Source organism: Duganella sp. OV510 (genome assembly GCF_900100205.1).
Taxonomy (GTDB): Bacteria; Pseudomonadota; Gammaproteobacteria; order Burkholderiales; family Burkholderiaceae_D; genus Rugamonas.
Map to the genome: position 1 here is coordinate 105,886 of NZ_FNEQ01000010.1, position 24,075 is coordinate 129,960.

The window sequence follows — 24,075 nt, forward strand, 5'->3', positions numbered from 1 at the left end:
GAATGCTTCAGAGAGAACGCCAACCCATGCAGGTTGGCGTTTTTTTTCTGGAACCTACAGTTCTTGTGCCCGGTCCGTCTCCGGTACTGTCACTAATCAGAACCGCCGTTGGCGGGGCCAATTATGCGAAGTAAGCGGTAAACTCTTCTTGGTGCCCGGTTTAGCTCGCGGATCTCTCTAGTTTGAATGTCAATTCTCATTGGTCGCGTGGAAATTTGGCGCGAGTCTATTGAAACGCCATCAATATCCTGCTGTCCGGCTATTTGGGCCGCTGCCTCAGGCGACACCGATCCACCAAAGGTAATGCGTCCAGCAACGCTCCTGGTTTCAAACTCGAAACGACGGACAGTGGGTAAAACGAATAGGGTTCCTACTAACTCTTCACCCTTTTCTTCAATCTGAATTGCCTGCACTCGAGTACGCGCCAACGACACAGTTTGCCGATCCAGTAGAAAGTCTCGGTTGCCATTGACGATGCGCAGCGTGGCATGTTGCTCATCGAGCAGTTTGAAAAAATCCTTCAAACTTCCCAAGACGCGCTGGTCCAGCGCGGCAGCAGCCTCATCAAAAATAGCCTCGTCGGCGGCCCCAACACGAGAAAGGATATCAGCCACCTCCTCCACCACCGCACGAAGCGGTGTATCAACCATTTGCGCAGTCTCGCCTGATTCTTCCAGTACAAATCCGACCGAACCTCGCACCAAACCGGTCACCAACATCTTGGATTGACTAGTCAGCGGAAGCCGCCCATTGTGCTTAAGAACACCCTCTTGCTCAGAATAGCGCTTGGTAATCATTGCCTGCAATTCTTCCAATGCTTTACCGGCAAAATCGGCATTGATGCCACGAGACCCCTGCACCGGTCCGCCACCGAAGAAAACCCCTAACTCAGCGTGGCGATCAATACGGCCTTCTAATAATTGCAGTTTCTCTTGAAGGTCTTGTTTTCTCAACTCAAATTGCAAATGCCCGATAGGATCGTCATCTTCGGTATGGTTTGCCAAAAGCGTTTCGACAGCGCCCAGATCGGCGGCCAATGCGTCGTGTTCAAGTTTCTTGAGCATTTTGCCCTCCTCCCAATCCCTGTTCTAACATGCTCAGCAAATCGCCGGCCGCAACATCATCCGACAATAAAGGAACCTGCAACATGCCCTTCCACAAATTGGTTACTCTTTGATGCGAAAACAATCCAAACCAATAGCGCGTCCAATCCACTACAAGCAGTGGTTTAATCGATAAATCTACAAAAAAGGCATCGCAATGATAAGTTTTCCGGGCAATTCTTGAATCAAAAATCGCCAGATTCGCCTGTACTAATGCCCGCTTTTCAGGAACAGTGCCGGGGATCGACGTAAATGTAACAATATCAATGTCCTGAGGGGGGCGTTTCCGCACGCTTTCCACATCCTCGACAAAACTGCCATCCAACCATTGGTGACCTTCGGTGAACCCGAGAGCACGGACTGCATCTCTGTATGATAGCAGCCCACGTAGGATTGCCACGCGCTCGAGAGAAGTCGCAAATCTAGCCACCACATCAGACATGCTGACGACGTAGGGAGACATGTCAGCTTTGGCACCGGGCTCTGGTCCGACGTAAGGGGGCAGCACCGATGAAGCGTTCATATGTGGAATCATTCGGCGTCGAGAATTTAAAATTAGATTATTGCCATTATGGGAGGTTTCGACCTCTTGGCATAAAGAAATTCCTTATATCAACATCGGCCGACTGCCCAGGCCTGGGCTACCGTGTCATTGATTTCTTCCAGGGTCGCTACTTTCGTTGTTCGTCCCGCGAGCAAACCGACGAACGAATCTATCGTGCCGTCCAGAGGCGCGGCTTTAAATAAGCCCGTGGCGTCTGGCAGCACCTCTTTTCTTAACGTGACTTGTCCACGTCCAGTTACCGTCCAAATCGTCATGATTACTCACCTCTCTGGCCATGATGAATCAAGTTTAACTCCGCCGATCAGAATGAAGTAGAAATAATTTTCTACTTCGTTCATTGTTTGCTATCATCCCTCGACCTTATTTGTCGGCGGAGCGATCTATGCGTGTTGCCTTATTCTTGTTTTTCCTTAGCGTCGCCATGTCGGCGCAGGCGGCGGAGAGTTGGTTGTTGCAGCTTGATCGCTGGGGCAATCCTTCGTTTATGACGCTGCATTTGCAGGATGAGGGCGGCAAGCTCTCCGGCACACTGGATGGCGATTCGCTGACCGGCATGCGCAAGGACGGCAAGCTGCGGCTCGATGTCATCGACAAGGACGGCAAGCACTATCTGTACAAGAGCAGCGCCAGCGCCACGCGCTTGCAGGGCAGCGCGGATTTTCCGGATACGAATGACGCCACGGCGCGCGCCAGCCACACGTTCAGCGCGCGCCGCTTGCCGGAGCGGTCGCCCACCGCGCCGCAGCGACATGAATACATCCCCAAGGATTATTCGAACGAATTCAGCGCGACGCGTCCGCCGGTGCTGACGGTGTGGCCGGGCGATACGGTGCACACCACCACCATCGATTCCGGCGGCGTCGATGAGCGCGGCGTGACGCGGGCGCTGTATGGCAATCCGCAGACCGGGCCGTTCTTCGTCATGGACGCGGAGGCAGGCGATACGCTGGTCATCCACCTGCTGAAGCTGAAGCTGAACCGCGACTATGCCGATAGCCTGGACGCCATCGTCGGCCGCGCACAGAGCACGTCCCTGGCGGCGCGAGCCAGCACGCTGGGCAAGCCAGTGCGCTGGAAGCTGGATCACGCGCGCGGCCTGGCCAGTCCCGAGCAGGCCGGCGCCGCCTTGCGCGGCTTCGCCGTGCCGCTGCGGCCAATGCTGGGCGGGCTGGCGGTGGCGCCGCCCGATGGCCCGGCCGTCTCCACCGGCGATACCGGCCGCTTCGGCGGCAATATGGATTTCAACGAGGTGGTCGAAGGTAACAAGGTCTATCTGCCGGTACAGCAGCCCGGCGCCCTGCTCTATCTCGGCGATGCGCACGCGCTGCAAGGCGACGGCGAAACGTCACAGTACGCGCTGGAGACGTCGATGGAGGTGGCGTTCCGCGTGGAGCTGATCAAGGGCAAGGCGATCGGCATGCCGCGCGTGGAGTCGCCAACCCACATCATGACGCTGGGCCAGGCCGGCTCGCTGGATGACGCGCTGCGCCAGGCCACCGCCGGCATGACGCAGTGGCTGCAGCAGGATTACGGTCTCAGCCTGTCCGACAGCGCGGTGGTGCTGGGCGGCGCGGTCGAATACACTGTCGCCAATCTGGCTGGCCGCAGTGTCGGTGTCGCCGCAAAAATCAAGAAAGCCCTGCTCCATGAAAATAACACTCACGGCGACGCTGCTGCTGCCACTACTGGCCAGCGCCAATGACGGCATCGGCGGCGTCAGCGCCGGCGGCATTGTGTTCGGCAAGACCGACGCCATCGCCATGAAGAAGGAAGTGCTGACGGTCAGTCACCGGCTGATCAGCGTTGACTATGAGTTCGTCAACGAGTCGGCGCAGGATGTGGTGGAGAGTATTGTCTTTCCGCTGCCGGAATACGCGGCCACCAACCTGCCCAGCGATACCTACTACGGCCAGCCCGGCAATTTTTCGATCAGCGTCGATGGCAAGCCGGTCGGCTTCCGCACCGTGGTGCGCGCCATGCTGGATGAGGTGGACGTGACGGCGCAGCTGCATGGCGTTGGCATCAGCGATGCGCAGATTGCCCACCATGAGCGCTTCGCACCGGACACCAAAGTGCAAGCACTGACCGCCAGCCAGCGCCAGCAACTGATCTCGCTGAAGCTGATCGGCCCCGGGCCAAGCGATGACCTGGAACCGCTGTGGAACATCCAGGTCAACTATGTGTGGCAGCAGAAGTTCCCGCCGAATAAGCTGGTACGCGTGCATCATGCCTACCGCCCGTTCGTCTCGGCCGGCCCCGCTCATTCGGGCATGGATGACGAGACCGCCAGGCACTACTGCGCCGATGCCGGCTTCATCAAGGGATGGCAGCGGCTGGCGGCGCGCAACAGTCCGGCCGGCAGCGGCTACCTGAGCCTGAACGCGGCCAAGGTGTCCTACATCCTCAAGACCGGCAACACGTGGAAGAATGGCATTGAGGATTTCACGCTGAACATCGTCAAGCAGTCACCGGACGAGCTGGTCAGCCTGTGCTTTCCCGGCAACTTCAAAAAGATCAACGCCAGCACCTTTCAGGTCCGCCTGCGCAACTTCCGCCCCAGCGCAGACCTGGAGGTCTACTTCGGCAATATCGATCCAAACGGCGAACCGAACGATGGCCAGATGCCGCGCATGAATTAGGCGGCCAGCAGCGGCACCGGTTTGCGTGCGGCCGGCCGCGCATCCAGCTTGAATACCGACACCGCGCCGGACAGCGCCTCGGCCTGCTCCTGCATCGCAGCCGCAGCCGCCGAGGCTTGCTCGACCAGTGCGGCGTTCTGCTGCGTGACGCTGTCCATCTCCGATACCGCGTGGTTGATCTGCTCGATGCCGGCGCTCTGCTCGCGCGAGGCGGCGCTGATCTCGCCCATGATGTCGGTGACGTGGCGGATGCTTTGCACGATGTCCTGCATGGTGGCGCCGGCCTGATCGACCAGCTGCGTGCCGCTGTCGACCTGCGCCACCGAGCCGTCGATCAGCACCTTGATTTCCTTGGCGGCTGCCGCGCTGCGATGGGCCAGCGTGCGCACTTCCTGCGCCACCACGGCGAAGCCACGGCCATGCTCGCCGGCGCGCGCCGCTTCCACCGCCGCGTTCAAGGCCAGCAGATTGGTCTGGAAGGCAATACCATCGATGACACCGATGATGTCGGCGATTTTTTTCGACGAGGCATTGATCGAGTCCATGGTCTGCACCACCTGCGCCACCACGTCGCCGCCCTTGCTGGCGACGGCCGAGGCGGTCGCGGCGAGGTTGTTGGCGCGGTGGGCGTTGTCGGCGTTCTGGCGCACGGTGGAGGTCAGTTCTTCCATCGAGGCGGCGGTCTGCTGCAGCGCGCTGGCCTGCTGCTCGGTGCGCGCCGACAGGTCGAGGTTGCCGGCGGCGATCTGCGACGAAGCGCTGCCGATCGATACCGTGCCTTCGCGCACATCGCCGACGATGCGTACCAGGCTGTCGTTCATGTGGCGCAGCGCGTCCAGCAACTGGCCGGTTTCATCAGTGCTGGTGATGTCGATGCGGCTGCTCAGGTCGCCGGCAGCAACGGTATGCGCTACCGCGACCGCCTGGTGCAGCGGACCGGTGATCGAGCGCACGATCCACCAGCCCAGGCCCATGGCCATCAGCAGCGCGCCGGCGCCCAGCGCCAGCATCAGCACGCGGCTGTCGGCATAGGTCTGGGCGGCGTTGTCGCTGTAGTTGTTCATGCGCTTTACCTGAAAGGCGACCATCTCGTCCATCGCTGCCTGGTAGGTGCGAAAAATCGGACGCACGGTGCCGTTCAGATAAGCGCGCTGCTCGGTTTCGCTGGACTGGTCGATCAGCGTCAGCATGTGCGCCACCGATGCCTTGTACTGCGCGTTGGCGTCCAGCGCGCGCGCCAGGATGGCCTTACCCTGCGGCAGATAGATGTTTTGCTGCAGCCAGTCCAGCTTGGCCTGCAATTGCTGTTGCGATTGCCCGATCAGTGCGCGCTGCTGGCGGCGGTCGTCGTCGTTATCGCTGAGCATGGTGTTGCGCAGCGCCAGTGCGATGCTGTTGGCGTCGGTCAGCGACTGGGTGGCCTGAAAGGACTTCGGCAGCGCATCCTTGACGATGGCGGTGGTATTGTCGTTGACCTTGCCCAGCACGCTGATGCCGAGGGCGATACAGGCCAGCAGGATCAGGATCATGGCGCCGGAATTGGCAGCCAGGCGGGTGCTGATTTTGAAATTCGAGAGACTCATTTGATTCACCTTTTCACACGTTTCGCCTGAAAGCATAACGTTAGGGGATGAATCCCATCCTTGATCTAGATCAAATAATTATTTCCACAGTGAAATTTTCATTACTTACGCAATACTACCTGGTTATTACCTGGTGCGGCCAGGATGCAGCCACAGCTCGCGCCGCGCCAGCGGCGTGGCTGGCGACAACAGGTTGTTACGCAGTTCAAACACACGCCGCTTGTCGAGCGCCGAGCGCGCCACCATGTCGCCATAGTATTCATTGAACAGGCGGGCGTAGCTGCCGTCGGCCAGCAGTTGTTCCAGCCCCTGTTGCAGGGACGCCGCCAGCGCGGTGTTGTCCTTGTTGACGAAAAAATAAAATGCGCTCGGGTAGTGCAGCGCCAGGCCGGGCGCCACCACCAGTCCCTGGTCGGCAAACGCCGCCGCTTCGTTCCACACTTCAAACACGGCGCGCGGGAAGTAGTCGACGCGGCCCGATTGCAGCATCTTGAACATGCCGGCGTAGTCAGAAGCGGTCTGCACCCGGTAATGGTTGGCGCGCAGGATGTCGGTGTCGGGCCAGTCGTGGCCTTGCAGTGCGTCCAGCGCCTGCAGTTCGCCGGGCTGGCGGATGGCGGCGTAGCGGGCCGCGTCCCTGGCGCGTATCAGCAACAGGCGCCAGCCGATCAGGCCCATGTCCAGCGGGATGCGGATGGGCAGCAGGTCGCGCTCGCGCTGCTGCGAGGCCATGGTCCAGGCGATGTCGATCACGCGGCCGGCGCGCAGCTCGGCCAGCGCGCGGTTCTGCCGCATCATGACGTTGGATGGTTGCAGCTGGTGGTCCTGGCCGGAGCGCGCCAGCGCCATGCGCAGCAGACGCACCGGGTAGTGTTCGGCGTTCTGGCCCTGGCCTTCGGCTTCCGATTGCGGGTAGCGCACCAGCGGCGCGGCGGCCCACGCCGGCGTGGTGGCGGCGCTAGCCAAAGCCAGCGTGCCCTGCAACAGGAAGCGGCGGCGGCCCGGCATATTGGCGGCTTAGCCCTGGCGCGCGGCCAGCCGGGCGCGCAATTCCTTGATTTCGGCGGCGTAGTTGTCGCGCGCGGTCACGGCGCCCACCAGCTCCATCTCGGCCGTCAGGCGGGCGTCGGACAGCGTTGCCTGGGCGGCCACGTTGCGCTCGATCTGCGCGCGCAGGTCGGCCAGCTGGGCGTCCTTGCCTTCGATCGCCAACTGGTCCTTGGCCTTGCCGACCAGCGCGTCGGTGGCGATGCTGCGGGCGTTGCGCAGCTCGGCCATCAGTTGTTCGATTTCTTCGTCGCGCGCTGTGGCCTGGGCCTTGGCGGCGTCGCGCGCGGCGCTGACGTCGGCCAGTTCGCCGCGCGCCGCTTCCAGCTCGCCCTCGGTGCGCGCCAGCGCCTCGCGCGGACCGGCGCCAGCTTCCTCCGCCGCCCGCTGCACCCAGTCGCCCAGCGCGGTGACGATCGCTTCAGGAATTTCCAGTTTGGCGCCGCTCATGACTCACTCCCATAAAAATAGTGCTGATACGATACCGCACACATTGCTGAGAGGCAAGAAGGTCAGGCGACCTGGCCGGAACCTCAAGCGATCATCATGGCCGGCATACTATGCGATCACCTTGCCGGCTGTGACGCCAAATCCACAGTTTGTCGCATCCACGCGCAATCCGTCGCGCCGGTGCTGCGCGGCGATGCAAAGTTGCTATGCTTGCCCTACCACTACTACTGAAGAGGGAATGATGATCCGCTACGCCTTGCCTGCCCTGCTGCTTGCCAGCGCCCTGCCCGCCTACGCCCAAGCGCCTGCCGATGTGCCGCTGATCGAGCGCGCCAAGATCTTCGGCAATCCAAGCAAGACCGGCGCCAAGCTCAGCCCGGACGGCAGATGGCTGTCGTGGATCGCGCCGCGCGATGGTGTGCTGAATGTGTGGGTGGCGCCAGCCAACGACCTGGCCAAGGCCAAGCCGCTGACCGACGAGAAGAAGCGCCCGATCCGCAACAGCTTCTGGGCGCCGGATTCCAGCGTGGTGCTGTTCATCCAGGACAAGGGCGGCGACGAGAATTTCCTGCTGTATGGCGTGAATGTGGTCAGCGGCAAGCAGACCAATTACACGCCGTTCGAGAAGACCCGCGCGGCGGTGCTGCACATCAGCAGCAAGATCAAGGACCGCATCCTGGTCGGCGTCAACAACCGCGATCCGAAATGGCATGACGTCTACAGCCTGGATCTGGCCAGCGGCAAGCTGACGCTGGTGCAGCAAAACGAGGGCTACGGCGGCTTCCTGGCCGACGACCAGTTGAAGCTGCGCCTCGCCGAGAAGCCGCGCGCCGACGGCGGCACCACCTATTTCCGCATCACCGACGGCAAGATCGAGAGCACGCCGCTAACCGAGGTGGGGCTGGACGATTCGCAGACCACCAGCCCGCTGGCCTTCACCGCCGACGGCAATACCTTGTACTGGACCGACGCGCGCAACCGCAACACGGCGGCGCTGATCGCGCAGGATGTCGCCAGCGGCAAGACCACCGTGGTGGCGGAAGATGCGCGTGCCGATATCGGCAATGCGCTGACCGACAAGCGCACCGGCCGCATCCAGGCCTACAGCGTCGATTACCTGAAGCAGGAATATGTGCCGGTCAATAACGACCTGAAGGCCGACCTGGCTTTCCTGAAGCAGAATACCAAGGGCCAGTTCACCGTCACCTCGCGCACCGAGGCGGATGACAAGTGGCTGGTGGCGGTCGATCCGGTCACCGCGCCGGCCTCGACCTGGCTGTATGACCGCAAGGCCAAGAAACTGACCCAGCTGTACGTCAGCCGTCCGGAACTGGAAGGCGCACCGCTGGCGGCCATGCATCCGCAGGAAATCAAGGCGCGTGATGGCCTGACGCTGGTGTCCTACCTGACCTTGCCGAAGGCAGTCGATCCGGCCGGCAGCGGCAAGGCCAGCAAGCCGGTGCCGTTGGTGCTGTTTGTCCACGGCGGACCGTGGGCGCGCGACAACTATGGCTATCACAGCTACCACCAGTGGCTGGCGAATCGCGGCTATGCGGTGCTGTCGGTGAACTATCGCGGTTCGACCGGCTTCGGCAAGAACTTCATCTCGGCGGCCGATCTGCAATGGGGCCGCAAGATGCATGACGATCTGCTCGATGCGGTGCAGTGGGCGGTCAAGAACGGCGTCACCACCGAGGACAAGGTGGCCATCATGGGCGGTTCCTACGGCGGCTATGCGACGCTGGCCGGGCTGACTTTCACGCCGACGACGTTTGCCTGCGGCGTCGACATCGTCGGCCCGTCCAACCTGTTCACGCTGCTGCAAACCATTCCGCCGTACTGGGAAGCCGGCAAGCAGCAGTTCTACAAGCGCATGGGCGATCCAACCACCGAGGCCGGCCGTGAACTGCTGAAGGAGCGTTCGCCGCTGAACTATGCGGCCAACATCCAGCGGCCGCTGCTGATCGGCCAGGGCGCCAACGATCCACGCGTCAATGTCAAAGAGTCGGAGCAGATCGTTGCAGCGATGGCGGCCAAGAATATCCCGGTCACCTACGTCGAGTTCCCGGATGAAGGCCACGGCTTTGCACGCCCGGTCAACAACATCGCCTTTGCGGCGGTGACCGAGAACTTCCTGGCCAAATGCCTCAACGGCCGAGCCGAGCCAATTGGCGGCGCCGTCAAAGCCTCGACCGCCCAGGTCAAACACGGCGCCGAGTTCGCCCCCGGTCTGGCGGAGGCGATCAAATAGAACCACACCGGCGTCGGCTGGGTCAGCTTCTTGCCGCTCAGGGCACCAGCAGCAGCTTGCCGGTGCTCTTGCGGCTTTCCATGGCGGCATGGGCCAGCGCTGCATCGGCCAGCGGATAGACGCCGCCAATGGTGACCTTCAGCTGGCCAGCGATGACCCAGTCGAACAACTGCGCGGCGCGCGCGCGCAGCAGTTGCGGCGTGTGGATGTGGTCGAAGAACACGGCGTAGCCGAGCTTGATGCTCCTCGGCAGACTCATGATATCGAGCGGGCCTGGCCCGCCCAGCACCGGGCCAAACCAGCAGAACGTGCCGGCGCGGCGCAATACGTCCAGCGAGCCCTGGAAGGTCGATGGGCCGGAGCCGTCATACACCACATGCACGCCGTCGCCGCCCGACAGCCGGCGCACCTCGTCGACAAACCGGCCATCCGCATCGACGATCACATGGTCGGCGCCAGCCGCCTTGGCGACTGCTACCTTGTCGGCTGACGACACGCGTCCGATTACGCTGCCGCCACGCAGCTTGGTGATCTGCGTCAGCAGCAAGCCCACGCCGCCAGCCGCCGCATGCACGAAGGCGATATCGCCCGGCTGCGTCGGATAAAAGTCAGTGGCAAAGTGGCTGGCGGTCAGCCCCTGCATCATGACGGCGGCAGCGGTCTGGTCGTCGATGGCGTCAGGCACCGGCACCAGTGCATCGGCCGCGATGGCGATGCGCTGGGCATAGCTGCCCGGCGCATACACCCACGCGACCCGCTGGCCGATGCGCAAACCTTGCACGCCTTCACCCAGCGCCACCACCCGGCCGGCGCCTTCCACGCCCAGCACGCGCGGCAGCGGCATCTCGTTCCAGGCCATGCCCTGGCGCACGCCGATGTCCATGAAGTTGACGCCGGCCAGCGCAATCTCGACCAGCACCTGTCCCGCCGCCGGCGCCGGATCAGCCCAGTCGACCTGGGCCAGCACTCCGGCGTCGCCGGTCTGTTGCATGACTATGGCTTTCACGATAAGTTCTCCAGAGGCTGTTTTGGCGTAATTTCCAGTATCGTGCGACGCAGTTCCAGGCGCGCCAGACGCCACAGGCCGTCCTCCAGCACCCAGCGCTCGTGATAGTGGCCATAGCCATGGTGGCGCGCCGGGCGCGGATCGTCCGCCACGTCCGGGAAGATCACGCAGTCCTCCATCGACCAGATGGCGTGGACTTCGGTGGCTGATACCTGGGTCAGCTCCTCGTTATGGATCTGGTGGATGGATTGCGTGCCTTCCAGATAGTCGCGCGCGGCGCCGCTGAACGCTTCGCGCGTGTCGAACGAAATCAGCAACTGGTCGGCGGCGTCGTAGATCAGGATCTCGGGCCGGGCAATGAACACCGCCGTGAAAGCCTGCCACTGCTTGGTGTCGGCAAAACGGCAGTAGCGCGCCTTGGCTGCGCGGATTTGGTCAAAGCTTGTGCTAGGGAACATCGAATACTCCAGAATAATGAATGGTGTGATCTATAATAGGCATGAAATTTGGGATTACCAATAACGAAAAGTCCAATTCTGTTGCTCACTCGTCCAAATAAAACGATCTTATGGATCCTTTAACTGATATTCTTGCAGGACTGCGCATCCGCACCGCGAGCTACACCCGGCTGGACGCGACCGCGCCGTGGGGCATCAAATCGCCCGGTGAGCGTGGCATCAACTTCGTGCTGGTGTTGCGCGGCTCGGCACTGCTGTCGGTGGATGATGCCGCGCAGCCGGTCGCGCTCTGCGGCGGCGATGTGTTCATCATGCTGGAGGCCCTTCCCTACCGCCTGATCGACCGTGAAGACTCGGCCCTGATCGATTGCGTCGAGGTGGAAAAACTGCGGGTCGACAATGCCATCAAGATCGGCGGCGGTGGCGCGCTGACCACCTTTGTCAGCGGCGCCTTCGAGCTCGATGCACTGGAAGCCAGGCCACTGCTGAAAGCGCTGCCCTCGCTGCTGTGCCTGAAGCTGGATGCCCACCGCAGCCTGGCCTTCCAGTCGGTACTGGAAATGCTGGCGCTGGAAACCGAGTCGCCGGGCATGGGGTCGCAGGCGGTGGTGAGCCGGCTGTTCGAACTGCTGTTCGTGCACGCGGTGCGCGCGTATGCACTGCAGGCGGACGGGCCGGGCCAGGGCTGGCTGGCGGCGCTGGCCGACCGCCATCTGGCGCGGGCGCTGCAAGCCATGCATGCGGAGCCGGCCGAGGACTGGACGGTGGAATCGCTGGCGCGCTCGGCGGGCATGTCGCGCTCCGGCTTTGCGGCGCGCTTCAAAAGTGTGGTGGGGCAAACGCCGCTCGATTATCTGACGCAATGGCGCATGTATTGCGCAGTGCGGCTGTTGCAGCAGCAGGATATCGCGCTGGCCGACGTCTCACGCCAGGTCGGCTACGAATCGGTGGCGGCGTTTAACCGCGTGTTCCGGCGTGAAACCGCGATGACGCCAGGCGCCTTCCGCAAGTCCGGCGCCGCCAGACGCCACAGCGAAGCTTGACGCTAGCTGGCGCGGGCCAGCGAGGCGCGCAGTGTCATCGTCACCGGGTAGTTGCGGGTGACGGAACGCTGCAGGTCGTAACAGCGGTTCAGCAGCTCGCTGACGCCGTTCTGTGTCATCTCGCGCCAGGGCATGTGCACCGTGCTCAGGCGCGGGGCGGCGAATTCGGCGGTCGGCGTGTCGTCGTAGCCGATGACTGAAATCTCGTGCGGCACGCGGATGCCGGCTTCCTGGAAATACGATAGCGCGCCAGCTGCCATCTCGTCATTGGCGCAAAACATGGCGCTACAGCGCCGGCCTGACTCCACCAGCTCCTTGGCGGCCGACCAGCCGCCGGCCGGCGAGAAATCCTTTTCCACCATCCATAGCTGCGCCGGGTCGACCCCGGCCGCCGCCAGTTCACCCTTGAAGGCCGCCACCCGCACTACATTGTCCGGCAGGCTGGCCGGACCGCAGACCAGCGCGATGTCGCGGTGGCCATGATCCAGCAGCGTGCGCGCGGCCAGCTTGCCGCCCAGTTGATGGTCGACCGTGAAGCACTGGGCGGCGATGCTGGCAAAGCTGTGATTCAGCACCACGATCGGCTTGGGACGCGGCCCCAGCACCACCAGGTCTTCTTCCTTCAGCACATTGGTCATCAGGATCAGCCCATCGCAGCCACGCTCGACCAGGAAGGCCAAGCCTTCAAGCGCCTGCTGGCGCGCACCGCCCAGCCCGGCGCCGAACGCCACCACCATGTGCAGGCCGGCGGCGCGCAGCTCGTTGTCGATGATCTGCAGGATCGGCGTGTAGAAAGTACCACTCAGCACAGGGATGTAGACGCCGATCATCTTGCTGTTCCCCGACAGCAGCGTGCGCGCCGCGTGCGAGGGACGGAAGCCCAGTTCGTCAATCGCGGCGCGTACCTTGGCCAGCGTGGCCGGCGATACCGATCCCTTGCCGCTGACCACACGCGATGCGGTGCCCAGCCCAACGCCCGCCAGGCGGGCTACGTCTTTAATGGTCGCCACGTTGTGTCTTCACGTAAGTCATGATGTTTAAAAAGGTGTCGGTCCAGTACAGCTGGCGGTTGGCTGCCAGATAGCTTACCAGTTCTTCGTGCGCGGCCGCGCTGGTGCTCAGGTAGTCGCCGCCGACGCCGTGGAAAGTGAAGTTGACCATCGTGCCCTGCGCGGCAGCCTGCTGCACCAGCGCGATCAGCTGCTGGCCGCTCAGCCCTTCCGGCGCGTAGACGCCCACCGCGTGCGGATTCAGCGCCGCCATCGACGGCGTTACCGCCTGCCCGGCCACCTTGATCGCGACAAACGACGGCGCCACCGCCGGCAGGTAATCGGCGCCGGCCGCCAGCGTGTCGCCGCAGGGCACGGTGTAGGTGCGCTCACGCTTGCCATCGATGGCGTACAGCATGGTGTTGGCCAGCGCCAGCTGGTCCTGCATCTGCGCCACGCTGGTGGTGTCGAGGTTGCGCTGCGGCTGCACCCAGTCGTGCGTGCGCAACGAGCATTGGTGGAACAGGCTGTGGTTGCCCAGCTCGTGACCGTGGGTGGCCGCTGCGCGCCACCCGGCCAGCCGGCGGTCCACCGCCGGGTTGGACAGTTGCAGGTAAAAGCTGCCCTTCAGGCCGTATTTATCCAGCGTCGGCAGCGCCACGTCCAGTTGTGAGTCGAGCGCGTCGTCATAGGCCAGGCTGACCGCCGCCCGCTGCCCCTGCGGCCAGTGGAAACGTATTCCATTTTCAGCGTTGGCAAGCGCTGGTGCGGCGCTCAAAAAGGTAGCGATCAGTAGCTGAACAATGCGGTTTTTCATCAAAAGTGTCTCATTTTGGAAACGATCCCAAGCCATGTTGCACCGGCTATTCTCCTATGTCAACCGATTGTGCTGCACAATTTCAAGGCACGCCAAATTGACTTCAAATTTCGATCGGTGCTATATTGGCCACATTGTTTGGAAACCTTTCCAAGAAAAGGTGGGCGTCGCGGCAAAGCAGGCTGTTTATAAAAACCACAGGAGATACCATGCATTATCCAAAAACACGACAAAAATTGATGAGTTTGGCTGTTGCCGGCGCCTGCACGGCGGCGGTCATGCCGGTGCTGGCGCAGGAAGCGCCGGCACAAGCACGCGCTGGTGAAGATACGCCGGTGCAAAGCGTGGTCGTTACCGGCCTGCGCGCTTCGCTGTTCTCGTCGATGAACCTGAAGCGCAATTCCGACGGTATCGTCGACGGCATCGTCGCCGAGGACATCGGCAAATTCCCGGACACCAACCTGGCCGAATCGCTGCAGCGGATTTCCGGCGTGTCGATCGACCGTTCGATCGGCGAAGGCTCGAAGATCACCGTGCGCGGCGTCGGCCCCGACTTCAACATGGTGCTGCTGAACGGCCGCCAGATGCCGACCTCCAACCTGGGCGACCTGAACGGCCGCGCCTTCGACTTCGCCAACCTGGCGTCGGAAGCCATCTCGCAGCTGCAGGTGTACAAGACCAGCCGTGCCGAGACCGCCACCGGCGGCATCGGCGCCACCGTCAACGTCATGACCGCGCGTCCGTTCGACCGTCCGGGCATGCATGCCAGCGTCGGCGTCAAGGGCGTGTACGACACCTCCAATGACAACCTGCCGGGCGACGTCAAGTCCAGCAATTCGATGACGCCGGAAATCTCGGGCCTGTACAGCAACACCTTCGCCAACAACACCTTCGGCGTGGCGCTGACCGGTAGCTACCAGGAACGCAACCTGGGCTATAACACCGCCGCCGTGTCGAACGGCTGGAAAGGCCCTTACCTCGGTTCCAGCACCGCCGGCCCGCTGCCGCAGCCAGGCGCGCCGGGTGCGGACCGCATCACCAACCGTCCCGGCCCGAACGACCTGTACTCGCTGCCGCAAAATCTGAACTACAACTTCAACGGCGTGCAGCGCCAGCGTACCAACGCCCAGCTGACCTTGCAGTACAAGCCGGTCGACACGCTGACCACCACGCTGGACTACACCTACTCCGAAAACAAGATCCAGACCAAGCGCAACGATATCTCGGCCTGGTTCAACTTCGGCGATTCGACCAGCTCGTGGACCGGCGGCTCGCCGCGCAGCCCGCTGAGCTACACCGAGATCCTTCCAGCCGGCACCAGCGACATCGCCATGGGCGCCGCCAACTTTGCCACCAAAACGCAGAACAAATCGCTGGGCTTCAACGCCGTGTGGAAGCCGTCCAGCAACCTGCGCTTCGAGCTCGACACCCACCATTCGACCGCCACCTCCGGCGCCGACAGCCCGTTCGGCTCCAGCAACACGCTGGCCACCGCCAGCTTCAGCCGCGGCAACACCACGGTCGACTTCAGCAACGATTTCCCGGTGCTGAGCATCCAGGGCGCCGACTTCGTCACCGATGCCAAGCGCCAGCAGGTGACCGGCTCTGTGTTCACCAATCAATACATGCGCGGCGAAGTCGACCAGCACCAGTTGAAGGGTGCATGGAAAGTGTTCGATGCCTCCGAGCTGAAGTTCGGCGTCAATTACACCAAGGTCGACAACCGCTCGGCGTTCTCCAACAACCAGCGCGACACCTGGGGCGGCGCCACCAAGCCGTCGGACTATCCAAGCAGCGTGTGGCACCAGCAGAGCATCCGCCAGTACTTCGACAAGATCGACGGCAGCAACAACCCGGCCATGTTCAACCAGTTCTACACCTTCAACTTTGACGAGGTGCGCAAACTGGCGGCTGCGGCCTCGGGCCTGCCGGCCATGTACCTGCCGAAGACCACCTTCGACAACGATGCCCGCACCGGCGAGAAATCGAAGGCCGCCTTCGTGCAGTTCAATACCGACTGGGATACCGCGCTGCCGATCCGCACCGCGATCGGCGTACGCTACGAGAAGACCGATGTGGTGTCGACCGCACTGGTGCCATCCGCCACCGGCATCGACTGGGGTTCGCAGAACGAGCTGCCGATCATCTTCGGCACGCCGACCTTCACCACGCTGGCCGGTTCCTACCACCACCTGCTGCCAAGCTTCGACTCCGACATCGAGCTGACGCCGAACCAGAAGGTGCGCTTCAGCCTGGGCGAAACCATCGGCAGGCCGCGCTACGACCAGATCCAGGGCGGCCAGACGCTGGACCGCCTGGTGCGGGTCGACGGCGGTACCGGCTCGCAGGGCAATCCGGCGCTGAAACCGGTCAAGTCGAAAAACCTGGACCTGTCGTATGAGTGGTACTACGGCAAGCAGAACTTCTTCTCGGTCGGCTATTTCCGCAAGAACCTGGAAAATTACGCCGGCCAGACGCAGATCAACGCCACCCCGTTCAACCTGCACACGCCGGTCGGCGGCGCGTTCTGGAACGAAGCGTTGTCCAACGGCTGCGGCAAGGCTGACACCACCTGCATCCGCAACTTCATCCTGCGCAAGTACAGCGGCGGCAATGGCGTCACCATGACCGGCACCGACGCCAGCGGCAACGCCACCGGCTCCATCGTTGGCCAGCCAGGCGATCCAGTGGCGCAATTCCGCATCAATTCCTTCTCCAACCAGAAGAAGGCCAGCCTGGATGGCGTCGAGCTGAACCTGCAACATATGTTCGGCGAGAGCGGCTTCGGCGTGTCGACCAACTACACCTACGTGAATTCGGGCCTGAAGTATGACGACAACAAAGTCGGCGAGCAGTTCGCGCTGGTCGGGCTGTCGGATTCGGCCAACGTGGTCGGCATCTACGAGGACAAGAAGTTCAACGCACGCCTGGCCTACAACTGGCGCGGCAAGTTCCTGTCGTCGACCTTCGACGGTTCGGGGCCGAACCCGCAGTACGTGGAATCCTACGGCCAGTTCGACATCAGCCTGGGCTACCAGTTCAACGAGCGCCTGAGCTTCCAGCTGGAGGCGATCAATGTCACCAACGAGATCCAGCGCGTGCATAGCCGCACCAAGCAGCAGCTGGAGTCGGTGACGCAAGCCGGTCCACGTTACATGATAGGCGCGCGCTACAAGTTCTAAGCAAGCTGTAGCAATACCGCCACAGCCCACGGAAAGCCGCTGATTCTCAGCGGCTTTCCGCATTTTCTGGGTTAAACTTTGTGCAACTCATTACGTAATATAAAAGAGGAGACTATGCTGCGACGCATCGTAATCGTCGGCGGCGGATCGGCAGGCTGGCTGACGGCCGGACTGATGGCGGCAGACCATCGGGACTTGCAGATCACCCTGATTGAATCACCGGACGTGGCGCCCATCGGCGTCGGCGAAGGCACCTGGCCGAGCATGCGCGACACCTTGCGCCGCATCGGCGTCAGCGAAGCGGATTTCTTCCGCGAGTGCGACGCGTCGTTCAAGCAGGGCTCGCGCTTCAACCGCTGGGTGGACGGCGGCGACAGCGACTGCTACTTCCACCCTTTCATGCTGCCGCAGGGCTATGGCGAGGTTGACGTGCCGCAGCACTGGCAGGCGCAGCACCCGGACGTGCCGTTCGCCGACCTGGCCAGCGTGCAGCCGCACCTGTGCGTCCACGGCCGTGCGCCGAAACAGGCTGCCACGCCGGAGTATGCGTCGGTGGCCAACTATGGCTATCACCTGGACGCCGGCAAATTCGGCGTGTTCCTGCGCAAGCATTGCCTGGAAAAACTCGGCGTGCACTATGTGCCGGATCACGTTAGCGCTATCAACTCCCATCCGGACGGTGATATCGCCTCGCTGCAAACCAACAAGCATGGCGCGCTGGAAGGCGACCTGTTCATCGATTGCACCGGCATGCAGTCGCTGCTGCTGGGCCAGCACTTTGGCGTGCCGCTGATTTCGCAGCGCCATGTGCTGTACAACGACTCAGCGCTGGCGGTGCAGATTCCCTATGCCAGCGACGACGCGCCGATCGCCTCGCAAACCTCCTCCACCGCGCAGAGCGCCGGCTGGATCTGGGATATCGGTCTGCCGACCCGGCGCGGCGTCGGCCACGTCTACGCCAGCAGCTATATCAGCGATGACCAGGCCGAAGCCGAACTGCGCGCGTATATCGCACAGACCGGCGGCCCTGGAGAGATCCCGCAGCCGCGCAAGCTGAGCTTCAATCCCGGCTACCGCGAGCGCTTCTGGCAGCGCAACTGCGTGGCGATCGGCCTGTCGGCCGGCTTCATCGAACCGCTGGAGGCATCGGCGCTGGCCATCGTCGAGATGTCGGCCGCCATGCTCAGCGACGACCTGCCGGCCACGCGCGAGGCGATGGACATCGTCGCCCGCCGCTTCAACGATGCCTTCCGCTACCGCTGGGAACGGGTGATCGATTTCCTCAAGCTGCACTACGTGCTGAGCAAGCGGCGCGACACCGCCTACTGGCGCGACAACACCTCGGCGGTGCCGGAGCGGCTGGCCGAGCTGCTAACCTTGTGGCAGCACCGGGCGCCGTCGCGCAGCGATTTTTACCGGCTGGAGGAAGTGTTCCCGCCAGCCAGCTATCAGTACATTTTGTACGGCATGGGCTTCCGCAGCGATTTCAGCCGCGCGGCCCGGCCACAGGAGTCCGCCAGGGCCGACGCTTATTTCCAGCAAGCGGCGGCGCTGGCGCGCAAAATGCTGGGCGCGCTGCCTGACAACCGCGCGCTCATCCACCACATCAAGCTGCATGGCTTGCAAAAAATTTAGAGAGAAGAGAGAGACACATGCCTAGCCCGGTTTTACTGAACAACGTGCAACACCACGATATGCGCATCATCACCCGCCACAGCGCGCAGCTGGGCGACAACGTGATGGCGGCCGCCACCTTCCCGTCCGAGTTCCGCGACATCCAGGCCTGCTATCCGATCGTGTTCCGCAAGACCACCGACGGCCACGGCTTCGAGCCCCTGGCACTGTTCGGCTTCGAGGAAGGCCACAACCTGTTCCTCAACGGCGACCGCTGGGAAGCGCCGTATATCCCGATGATGGTCGAGCGCCAGCCTTTCCTGATCGGCATCAACGGCGAGGAGCTGATGGTCAACGTCGATCTCGACCACCCGCGTGTCAACCACACCGAGGGCGAGCAAGTGTTCAAGCCGCACGGCGGCCACACCGAGTATCTGGAGCGCGTCAATTCGCTGCTGTTCACCATCCACCAGGGCATGCAAGAGTTGCCGGGCTTCCTGGCGGCGCTGCTGGAAAACGAATTGCTGGAAAGCTTCACGCTGGACGTGGAACTGAACGACGGTTCGCAGAACCGCATGATCGGTTTCTACACCATCAATGAAGACCGCCTGCAGGCGCTCAGCGGCGAAGCCATCGCCAAGCTGCACCAGGCCGGCTACCTGAAGCCGATCTACCTGGTGATCGCCTCGCTGTCCAACTTCCGCCTGCTGATCGACCGCAAGAATGCCAGCCTCGCCTGAAGCCATCCGCGAAATCAGCGGCCTTGGCCCGGCGGATCTCAGCGATGCGATCCTCACGGCCACGCAGCCCCTGGTGCTGCGCGGCCTGGCGGCCAGCTGGCCGATGGTGCAGGCGGCGCTGGCATCGGACCGCGCCGGCTGCGACTACCTGCGCCGCCATTACCAGGGCGCGACGGTGGGCGCCATGCTGGGCGGCGCCGACGCCGGCGGCCGCTTCTTCTACAACGAACAGATGGACGGCTTCAACTTCCAGCCGGTGCACGTCAAGCTGAGCGGCGTGCTGGACGAGATCGAAGCCAAGCGCGAGATGGACCCGGCGCCCACCATCTACGTCGGCTCGACCACCATCGACACCTGCCTGCCGGGCTTTCGCGCCGAGAACGATCTGATGCTGGGCGGACGCGACGCGCTGGCCAGCATCTGGATCGGCAACCGCACCCGCATCGCCGCCCATTACGACGTGCCGGACAATGTGGCGGTGGTGGCCGCCGGGCGACGGCGCTTCACGCTGTTCCCGCCGGAGCAGCTGCAAAACCTGTACATCGGCCCGCTGGATTTCAATCCGGCCGGCCAGGCCATCAGCCTGGTGGATTTCCAGCAGCCGGATTTCGACAAATTTCCGCGCTTTGCCGAAGCGCTGCGCCATGCGCAGGTCGCCGAGCTGGCGCCGGGCGACGCCATCTTCATCCCCAGCATGTGGTGGCATCACATTGAGGCGCTGTCGCCGTTCAATGTACTGGTGAATTACTGGTGGCGTTCCACCCCGGACTATGTCGACACGCCCACCGGTACGCTGATGGCGGCCTTCCTGACGCTGCGCGAGCTGCCCCCGGCACAGCGCAAGGCGTGGCAGGAAATCTTCCGCCATTACGTGTTTGAAGCCGACGCAGAAACGGCTGCCCATATCCCGCCGCATGCGCGCGGCGTGCTGTCGCCGCTGACGGCGGATGGCGCGCGCGCGCTGCGCGGGCAATTGCTGAAAAAATTGAATCGCTAAGGAGACTGCACCATGCGTGACCCAAATAATCGTCAACCCGTGCGCCGCGTCGTCATCGTCGGCGGCGGCACCGCCGGCTGGATGGCTGCCGCCGGCATTGCCAAGGTGCTCGGCAAGCGGCTCGACATCAAGCTGATCGAGTCGGAGGAAATCGGCACCGTCGGCGTCGGCGAAGCCACCATTCCGACGCTGATCAACTTCCACAATGTGCTGGAGATTAACGAGCAGGAATTCATGGCCGAAACGCAGGCCACCTTCAAGCTGGGCATCAGCTTTGAAAGCTGGCGCAACGTCAAGGAAGACTATATCCACTCGTTCGGCACCACCGGCGTCGATCACTGGACGGCCGGCTTCCAGCACTTCTGGCACAAGGGCGTCGAGCGCGGCCTGGCCGGCGACTATGGCGACTACTGCCTGGAGCTGAAGGCATCGCTGGAGCACCGCTTCGCCCACCTGCCGAATAACGGCATGAACTACGCCTACCACCTGGACGCGGGCCGTTATGCCAAGTACCTGCGCAAGCTGAGCGAGCCGCGCGGCGTGCAGCGCATCGAGGGCAAGATCGTCAGCTACAACAAGCATGACAACGGCGACGTGCGTTCGGTGGTACTTGCGTCCGGCCAGGAAATCGAGGGTGATCTGTTTATCGATTGCAGCGGCTTCCGTGGGCTGCTGATCGGCGAGGCGATGGACGAGCCACTGACCGACTGGTCGCAATGGCTGTTCTGCGACCGCGCGATCGCCGTGCAGACCGAGGCGGTGGCCGACGCCGTACCGCTGACGCGCTCGATGGCGCACCAGGCCGGCTGGCAATGGCGCATACCGTTGCAACACCGGGTCGGCAATGGCATCGTCTACTCCAGCCGCTATCTGGACGACGACGCGGCGCGCAAGCAGCTGCTGGCGAATGTGCAGGGACGCACGCTGATCGAGCCGCGCGTGATCAAGTTCAAGCCTTGCCAGCGCCATCTGACGTGGAAAGGCAATGTGGTGGCGATCGGCTTGTCGAGCGGCTTCCTGGAGCCGATCGAGTCGACCAGCATCCACCTGATCCAGCGCAGCGTGATCCGGCTGATGCAGATGTTCCCGTCGGACGGTATCCAGCAGGCCGATATCGACGAGTACAACGCCCAGTGCAATAGCGAGATCGAGCACATCCGCGATTTCATCATCCTGCACTATCACGCCAACAACCGCACCGACTCGCAGTTCTGGATCGACGCGCGCGAGATGAGCATTCCAGCCTCGCTGCAGCACCGCATCGACCTGTTCCGCGAAACCGGCCGCGTGTTCCGCGTGCCAAACGAACTGTTTGCCGAAAACTCGTGGATACAGGTGATGCTGGGCCAGGGCATCATGCCGAAGTCGCACCACCAGACCGCCGACCTGATGGGCGACGAGGAACTGAAAGCCTTCCTCGGCAACATCAAAGGCCGCATCGACCGCACCGTGGTGCAACTGCCGACCCACCAGGCCTACGTGCAACGCTACTGCGGCCGCCCGGACGAGGGCATCAAGGCAGCTTAACCCAGCGGGCGTGGCCATGTAACCGGGCCACGCCTAAGTGAGCATGTCTGATCGCCACGCGGCTGGAGTAGCACCGATCATTTTGCGGAAGGTCCTGCCAAAATGCACCGCGTCTGCGAAGCCGGTGGCTTCGGCAATATCTTCCAGGCCGCCATTGGTGTTCAATAGCAGATCCTTGGCCCGCTCGACGCGGGCCTGCAACTGCCACTGATACGGAGCCAGCCCGGTCGACGCCTTGAAAGCGCGGCAGTAGTGCGACTGCGACAAACCAGCCAGTTCCGCGAGCGCCACAAGCTCCACCCGCGCCGGCAACTTCGCTTCAAGATAGCTCATCGCATCCTTCAGCTGAATCGGCGACAGCCCACACTTGCTGCCTTTCTCCTCTTTGGGGCGCTCGAAGAGCAGTGATGCAATCGCTGCCGTCAACGAGTCGCCATACAGCTGCGCGGTGGGATCGGCACAGTGAATCGCGTCTGCCAGCAACCGGATCAACGTCCACAACCGGTCATCCGCGAAGCGCAACCGTGGCACGTCAATCAATCCGAGCGATTCAGACATTCCCAGACGCTCTTGAAGCAGGTGCCCGTTGAAGCTGATCGTCGCACACTTGAGATAACTGGGTTCTGCCGCATGCCCCCACAGCTCCATCTGGGCCGGCACGAACCACATGGGCCGCGGCTTATAGGCATGAGGATTGGGAATATGGGGCGCCGAACGCGGCTCGGCGTGATCCCGTCCCACCTCTTCAAGCTGGGCGCCAAGCCGGGTGGACATCTGGTTGCGCTCCAGTCGTACCAACACCCGTCCGGTGCAGCTGTATTCCACCAGATCGACATTCACACCATTCCAGCCCCGAGTGGAGGTCTTCAGCGTGGCCACATTCTCGGGAAGTTCGTTTGTGTGCACCTGAGATCCTCTTTTCATTATGATAATGGATCGTATCACCGCAAGAATCGCTCCGGTAGTTGCATCGCCCGACTAACTGTGTGACAGCAATCGGAACGATCTCGCCCGCACTGTTCCACTTCGCGTAACATGGCTGGACATAAATAGCACTAGCTGATCTGCGTCATGCGACGTTATCATTTTCTCTCGAAGACTCAGGCGAAACAGGGAGCGCTGTATTGGACATCGAAGAATTGCGGACATTCGTGGAAGTGGCTGATGCCGGCGGCATCTCGGCTGCCGCGCTCCGGCTCGGTGTCGCCAAGTCGATCGTCAGTCGCCGGCTAACCCGGCTGGAACAGGACCTGGGTGTCCAGCTGCTTTCGCGCACCACGCGCGGCGCGGCGCTGACGGAAGCCGGCGCTACATTCCGCGACCATGCGGCCAGGGCCTGCGCCGAGGTCGACCAGGCAAGAGAAACCATCGCGCCTGCAGGCGAGCTGCGCGGCCGCCTGCGCATTGCCGCGCCGCTGACCTTCGGCCCGACGCACTTCGCTCCTGTGCTCGCCGAGATGGCGCGCCGCCACCCGCAGCTGCAAATCCACACCTGCTATAGCGACCATGTCATCAATCTTGTGACGGAAGGTTTTGATTGCGCGATACGCGTTGGCTATCTCCAGGACTCCAACCTGGTTGCCAGATACGTGGGACCGGTTTACGCATCCACCGTTGCGAGTCCGGAATATATCAAGGCACACGGGGCGCCCACGACACCAGAAGAACTCCTCGCCCACCAGGCGCTTATGCAGGGCACGGAATCCTGGTACTTCCTGGATGGCGATGACACAATATCGGTACGCCCTCAAGGCCGCTTCAAGGCCGATAACGGCGCGGCACTGGTGGCCGCAGCAGTCGCCGGCCTTGGCGTCGGCCACCTTCCCGACATCATCATCCGGGAACATTTAAGCTCTGGCGCTCTCATCCCTGTCATGACGCGTTATCCGGTAGCGCCGGCCGCCGCATACGTTGTCCGACCACCCGGCCAGCATCCCGCAAAGAAGGTGCGCATCCTGGCCGAATTGCTGATCGAGTATTTCGATACCATGCCTTCCATTGCAAGACATCCATAGCGCTCGCATGAGCGAATCGTACTGTCGCCAGCAAGAACGATCAGTGACT

Annotated in this window: 20 protein-coding genes; 10 read left to right on the forward strand and 10 right to left on the reverse strand. The window is 62.5% G+C overall.

The window, feature by feature from the left end; all coding sequences use genetic code 11:
- Positions 1-92: 92 nt before the first annotated feature.
- Together BLS51_RS23505 and BLS51_RS23510 are read right to left on the reverse strand one after the other, a co-directional pair.
- Positions 93-1,064: a hypothetical protein gene (locus BLS51_RS23505; RefSeq protein WP_090190045.1), complete on the reverse strand. Its 972-nt coding sequence runs from the start codon at positions 1,062-1,064 to the stop codon at positions 93-95.
- On the reverse strand, positions 1,048-1,626 hold the full coding sequence (locus BLS51_RS23510; protein WP_175472668.1) for a DUF6932 family protein: 579 nt from the start codon (positions 1,624-1,626) through the stop codon (positions 1,048-1,050). Before BLS51_RS23510 ends, BLS51_RS23505 begins: the two co-directional genes overlap by 17 nt.
- 424 nt (positions 1,627-2,050) lie before the next feature.
- On the opposite strand from BLS51_RS23510, the gene BLS51_RS23520 reads away from it, so the two are divergent.
- Entirely contained in the window at positions 2,051-3,370 is a 1,320-nt protein-coding gene (locus tag BLS51_RS23520) for an acetamidase/formamidase family protein (RefSeq protein WP_090190049.1), read from the forward strand.
- Positions 3,315-4,307 carry a DUF4424 family protein gene (locus tag BLS51_RS23525; protein ID WP_090190051.1) on the forward strand — a complete coding sequence of 331 codons (993 nt, stop codon included), beginning with the start codon at positions 3,315-3,317 and terminating at the stop codon, positions 4,305-4,307. The genes BLS51_RS23520 and BLS51_RS23525 overlap by 56 nt, the downstream gene beginning before the upstream one ends.
- On the opposite strand, the gene BLS51_RS30545 is transcribed toward BLS51_RS23525, so the two are convergent.
- From BLS51_RS30545 to BLS51_RS23540, 3 genes are all read right to left on the reverse strand, one after another.
- Positions 4,304-5,890: a methyl-accepting chemotaxis protein gene (locus tag BLS51_RS30545; RefSeq protein WP_090190053.1), complete on the reverse strand. Its 1,587-nt coding sequence runs from the start codon at positions 5,888-5,890 to the stop codon at positions 4,304-4,306. The two genes, BLS51_RS23525 and BLS51_RS30545, sit on opposite strands and share 4 nt — an antisense overlap.
- 126 nt (positions 5,891-6,016) lie before the next feature.
- Positions 6,017-6,898, reverse strand: a complete 882-nt coding sequence (locus tag BLS51_RS23535) for a substrate-binding periplasmic protein (RefSeq protein ID WP_090190055.1) — start codon at positions 6,896-6,898, stop codon at positions 6,017-6,019.
- Positions 6,899-6,907: 9 nt separating this feature from the next.
- Positions 6,908-7,387 (reverse strand): hypothetical protein, encoded by a 480-nt coding sequence (locus tag BLS51_RS23540; protein ID WP_090190057.1) that lies wholly within the window; start codon positions 7,385-7,387, stop codon positions 6,908-6,910.
- A gap of 238 nt (positions 7,388-7,625) precedes the next feature.
- Here BLS51_RS23540 and BLS51_RS23545 point away from each other — a divergent pair, with 238 nt between their 5' ends.
- The gene (locus tag BLS51_RS23545; RefSeq protein WP_229207731.1) at positions 7,626-9,638 is read left to right on the forward strand and encodes a S9 family peptidase; all 2,013 of its coding nucleotides are present in this window, start codon (positions 7,626-7,628) and stop codon (positions 9,636-9,638) included.
- Positions 9,639-9,675: 37 nt separating this feature from the next.
- On the opposite strand, the gene BLS51_RS23550 is transcribed toward BLS51_RS23545, so the two are convergent.
- Both BLS51_RS23550 and BLS51_RS23555 read right to left on the reverse strand, forming a co-directional pair.
- The gene (locus BLS51_RS23550; RefSeq protein WP_175472669.1) at positions 9,676-10,644 is read right to left on the reverse strand and encodes a quinone oxidoreductase family protein; all 969 of its coding nucleotides are present in this window, start codon (positions 10,642-10,644) and stop codon (positions 9,676-9,678) included.
- Positions 10,641-11,102, reverse strand: coding sequence for a nuclear transport factor 2 family protein (locus BLS51_RS23555; protein WP_090190061.1), 462 nt, complete (start codon positions 11,100-11,102; stop codon positions 10,641-10,643). The genes BLS51_RS23550 and BLS51_RS23555 overlap by 4 nt, the downstream gene beginning before the upstream one ends.
- A 110-nt stretch (positions 11,103-11,212) precedes the next feature.
- Between BLS51_RS23555 and BLS51_RS23560 the strand changes: the two genes are divergently transcribed.
- Complete coding sequence (locus tag BLS51_RS23560) at positions 11,213-12,145, forward strand: AraC family transcriptional regulator (RefSeq protein WP_090190063.1); 933 nt, start codon at positions 11,213-11,215, stop codon at positions 12,143-12,145.
- 2 nt (positions 12,146-12,147) lie between these two features.
- Here BLS51_RS23560 and BLS51_RS23565 read toward each other — a convergent pair whose 3' ends face one another.
- Positions 12,148-13,155: a LacI family DNA-binding transcriptional regulator gene (locus BLS51_RS23565; protein WP_090190065.1), complete on the reverse strand. Its 1,008-nt coding sequence runs from the start codon at positions 13,153-13,155 to the stop codon at positions 12,148-12,150.
- Positions 13,142-13,951 carry a polysaccharide deacetylase family protein gene (locus BLS51_RS23570; protein ID WP_090190067.1) on the reverse strand — a complete coding sequence of 270 codons (810 nt, stop codon included), beginning with the start codon at positions 13,949-13,951 and terminating at the stop codon, positions 13,142-13,144. The genes BLS51_RS23565 and BLS51_RS23570 overlap by 14 nt, the downstream gene beginning before the upstream one ends.
- Positions 13,952-14,190: 239 nt before the next feature.
- Between BLS51_RS23570 and BLS51_RS23575 the strand changes: the two genes are divergently transcribed.
- From BLS51_RS23575 to BLS51_RS23595, 5 genes are all read left to right on the forward strand, one after another.
- Positions 14,191-17,133 (forward strand): TonB-dependent receptor, encoded by a 2,943-nt coding sequence (locus BLS51_RS23575; RefSeq protein WP_229207732.1) that lies wholly within the window; start codon positions 14,191-14,193, stop codon positions 17,131-17,133.
- Positions 17,134-17,247: 114 nt separating this feature from the next.
- Positions 17,248-18,768: a tryptophan halogenase family protein gene (locus tag BLS51_RS23580; RefSeq protein WP_090190071.1), complete on the forward strand. Its 1,521-nt coding sequence runs from the start codon at positions 17,248-17,250 to the stop codon at positions 18,766-18,768.
- A gap of 17 nt (positions 18,769-18,785) precedes the next feature.
- Positions 18,786-19,487, forward strand: a complete 702-nt coding sequence (locus BLS51_RS23585; RefSeq protein ID WP_090190073.1) for a SapC family protein — start codon at positions 18,786-18,788, stop codon at positions 19,485-19,487.
- A complete protein-coding gene (locus tag BLS51_RS23590; RefSeq protein ID WP_090190075.1) occupies positions 19,471-20,484 on the forward strand; it encodes a cupin-like domain-containing protein in 1,014 nt (337 codons plus the stop codon). Before BLS51_RS23585 ends, BLS51_RS23590 begins: the two co-directional genes overlap by 17 nt.
- Before the next feature lie 12 nt (positions 20,485-20,496).
- Positions 20,497-22,011 (forward strand): tryptophan halogenase family protein, encoded by a 1,515-nt coding sequence (locus BLS51_RS23595; protein ID WP_090190077.1) that lies wholly within the window; start codon positions 20,497-20,499, stop codon positions 22,009-22,011.
- A 33-nt stretch (positions 22,012-22,044) separates the two neighbouring features.
- Here the strand turns inward: BLS51_RS23595 and BLS51_RS23600 are convergent, their stop codons facing one another.
- Positions 22,045-22,917, reverse strand: a complete 873-nt coding sequence (locus tag BLS51_RS23600) for an AraC family transcriptional regulator (RefSeq protein WP_217636488.1) — start codon at positions 22,915-22,917, stop codon at positions 22,045-22,047.
- A gap of 218 nt (positions 22,918-23,135) precedes the next feature.
- Here BLS51_RS23600 and BLS51_RS23605 point away from each other — a divergent pair, with 218 nt between their 5' ends.
- Complete coding sequence (locus BLS51_RS23605; RefSeq protein WP_090190081.1) at positions 23,136-24,026, forward strand: LysR family transcriptional regulator; 891 nt, start codon at positions 23,136-23,138, stop codon at positions 24,024-24,026.
- The last annotated feature ends 49 nt before the right edge of the window (positions 24,027-24,075 follow it).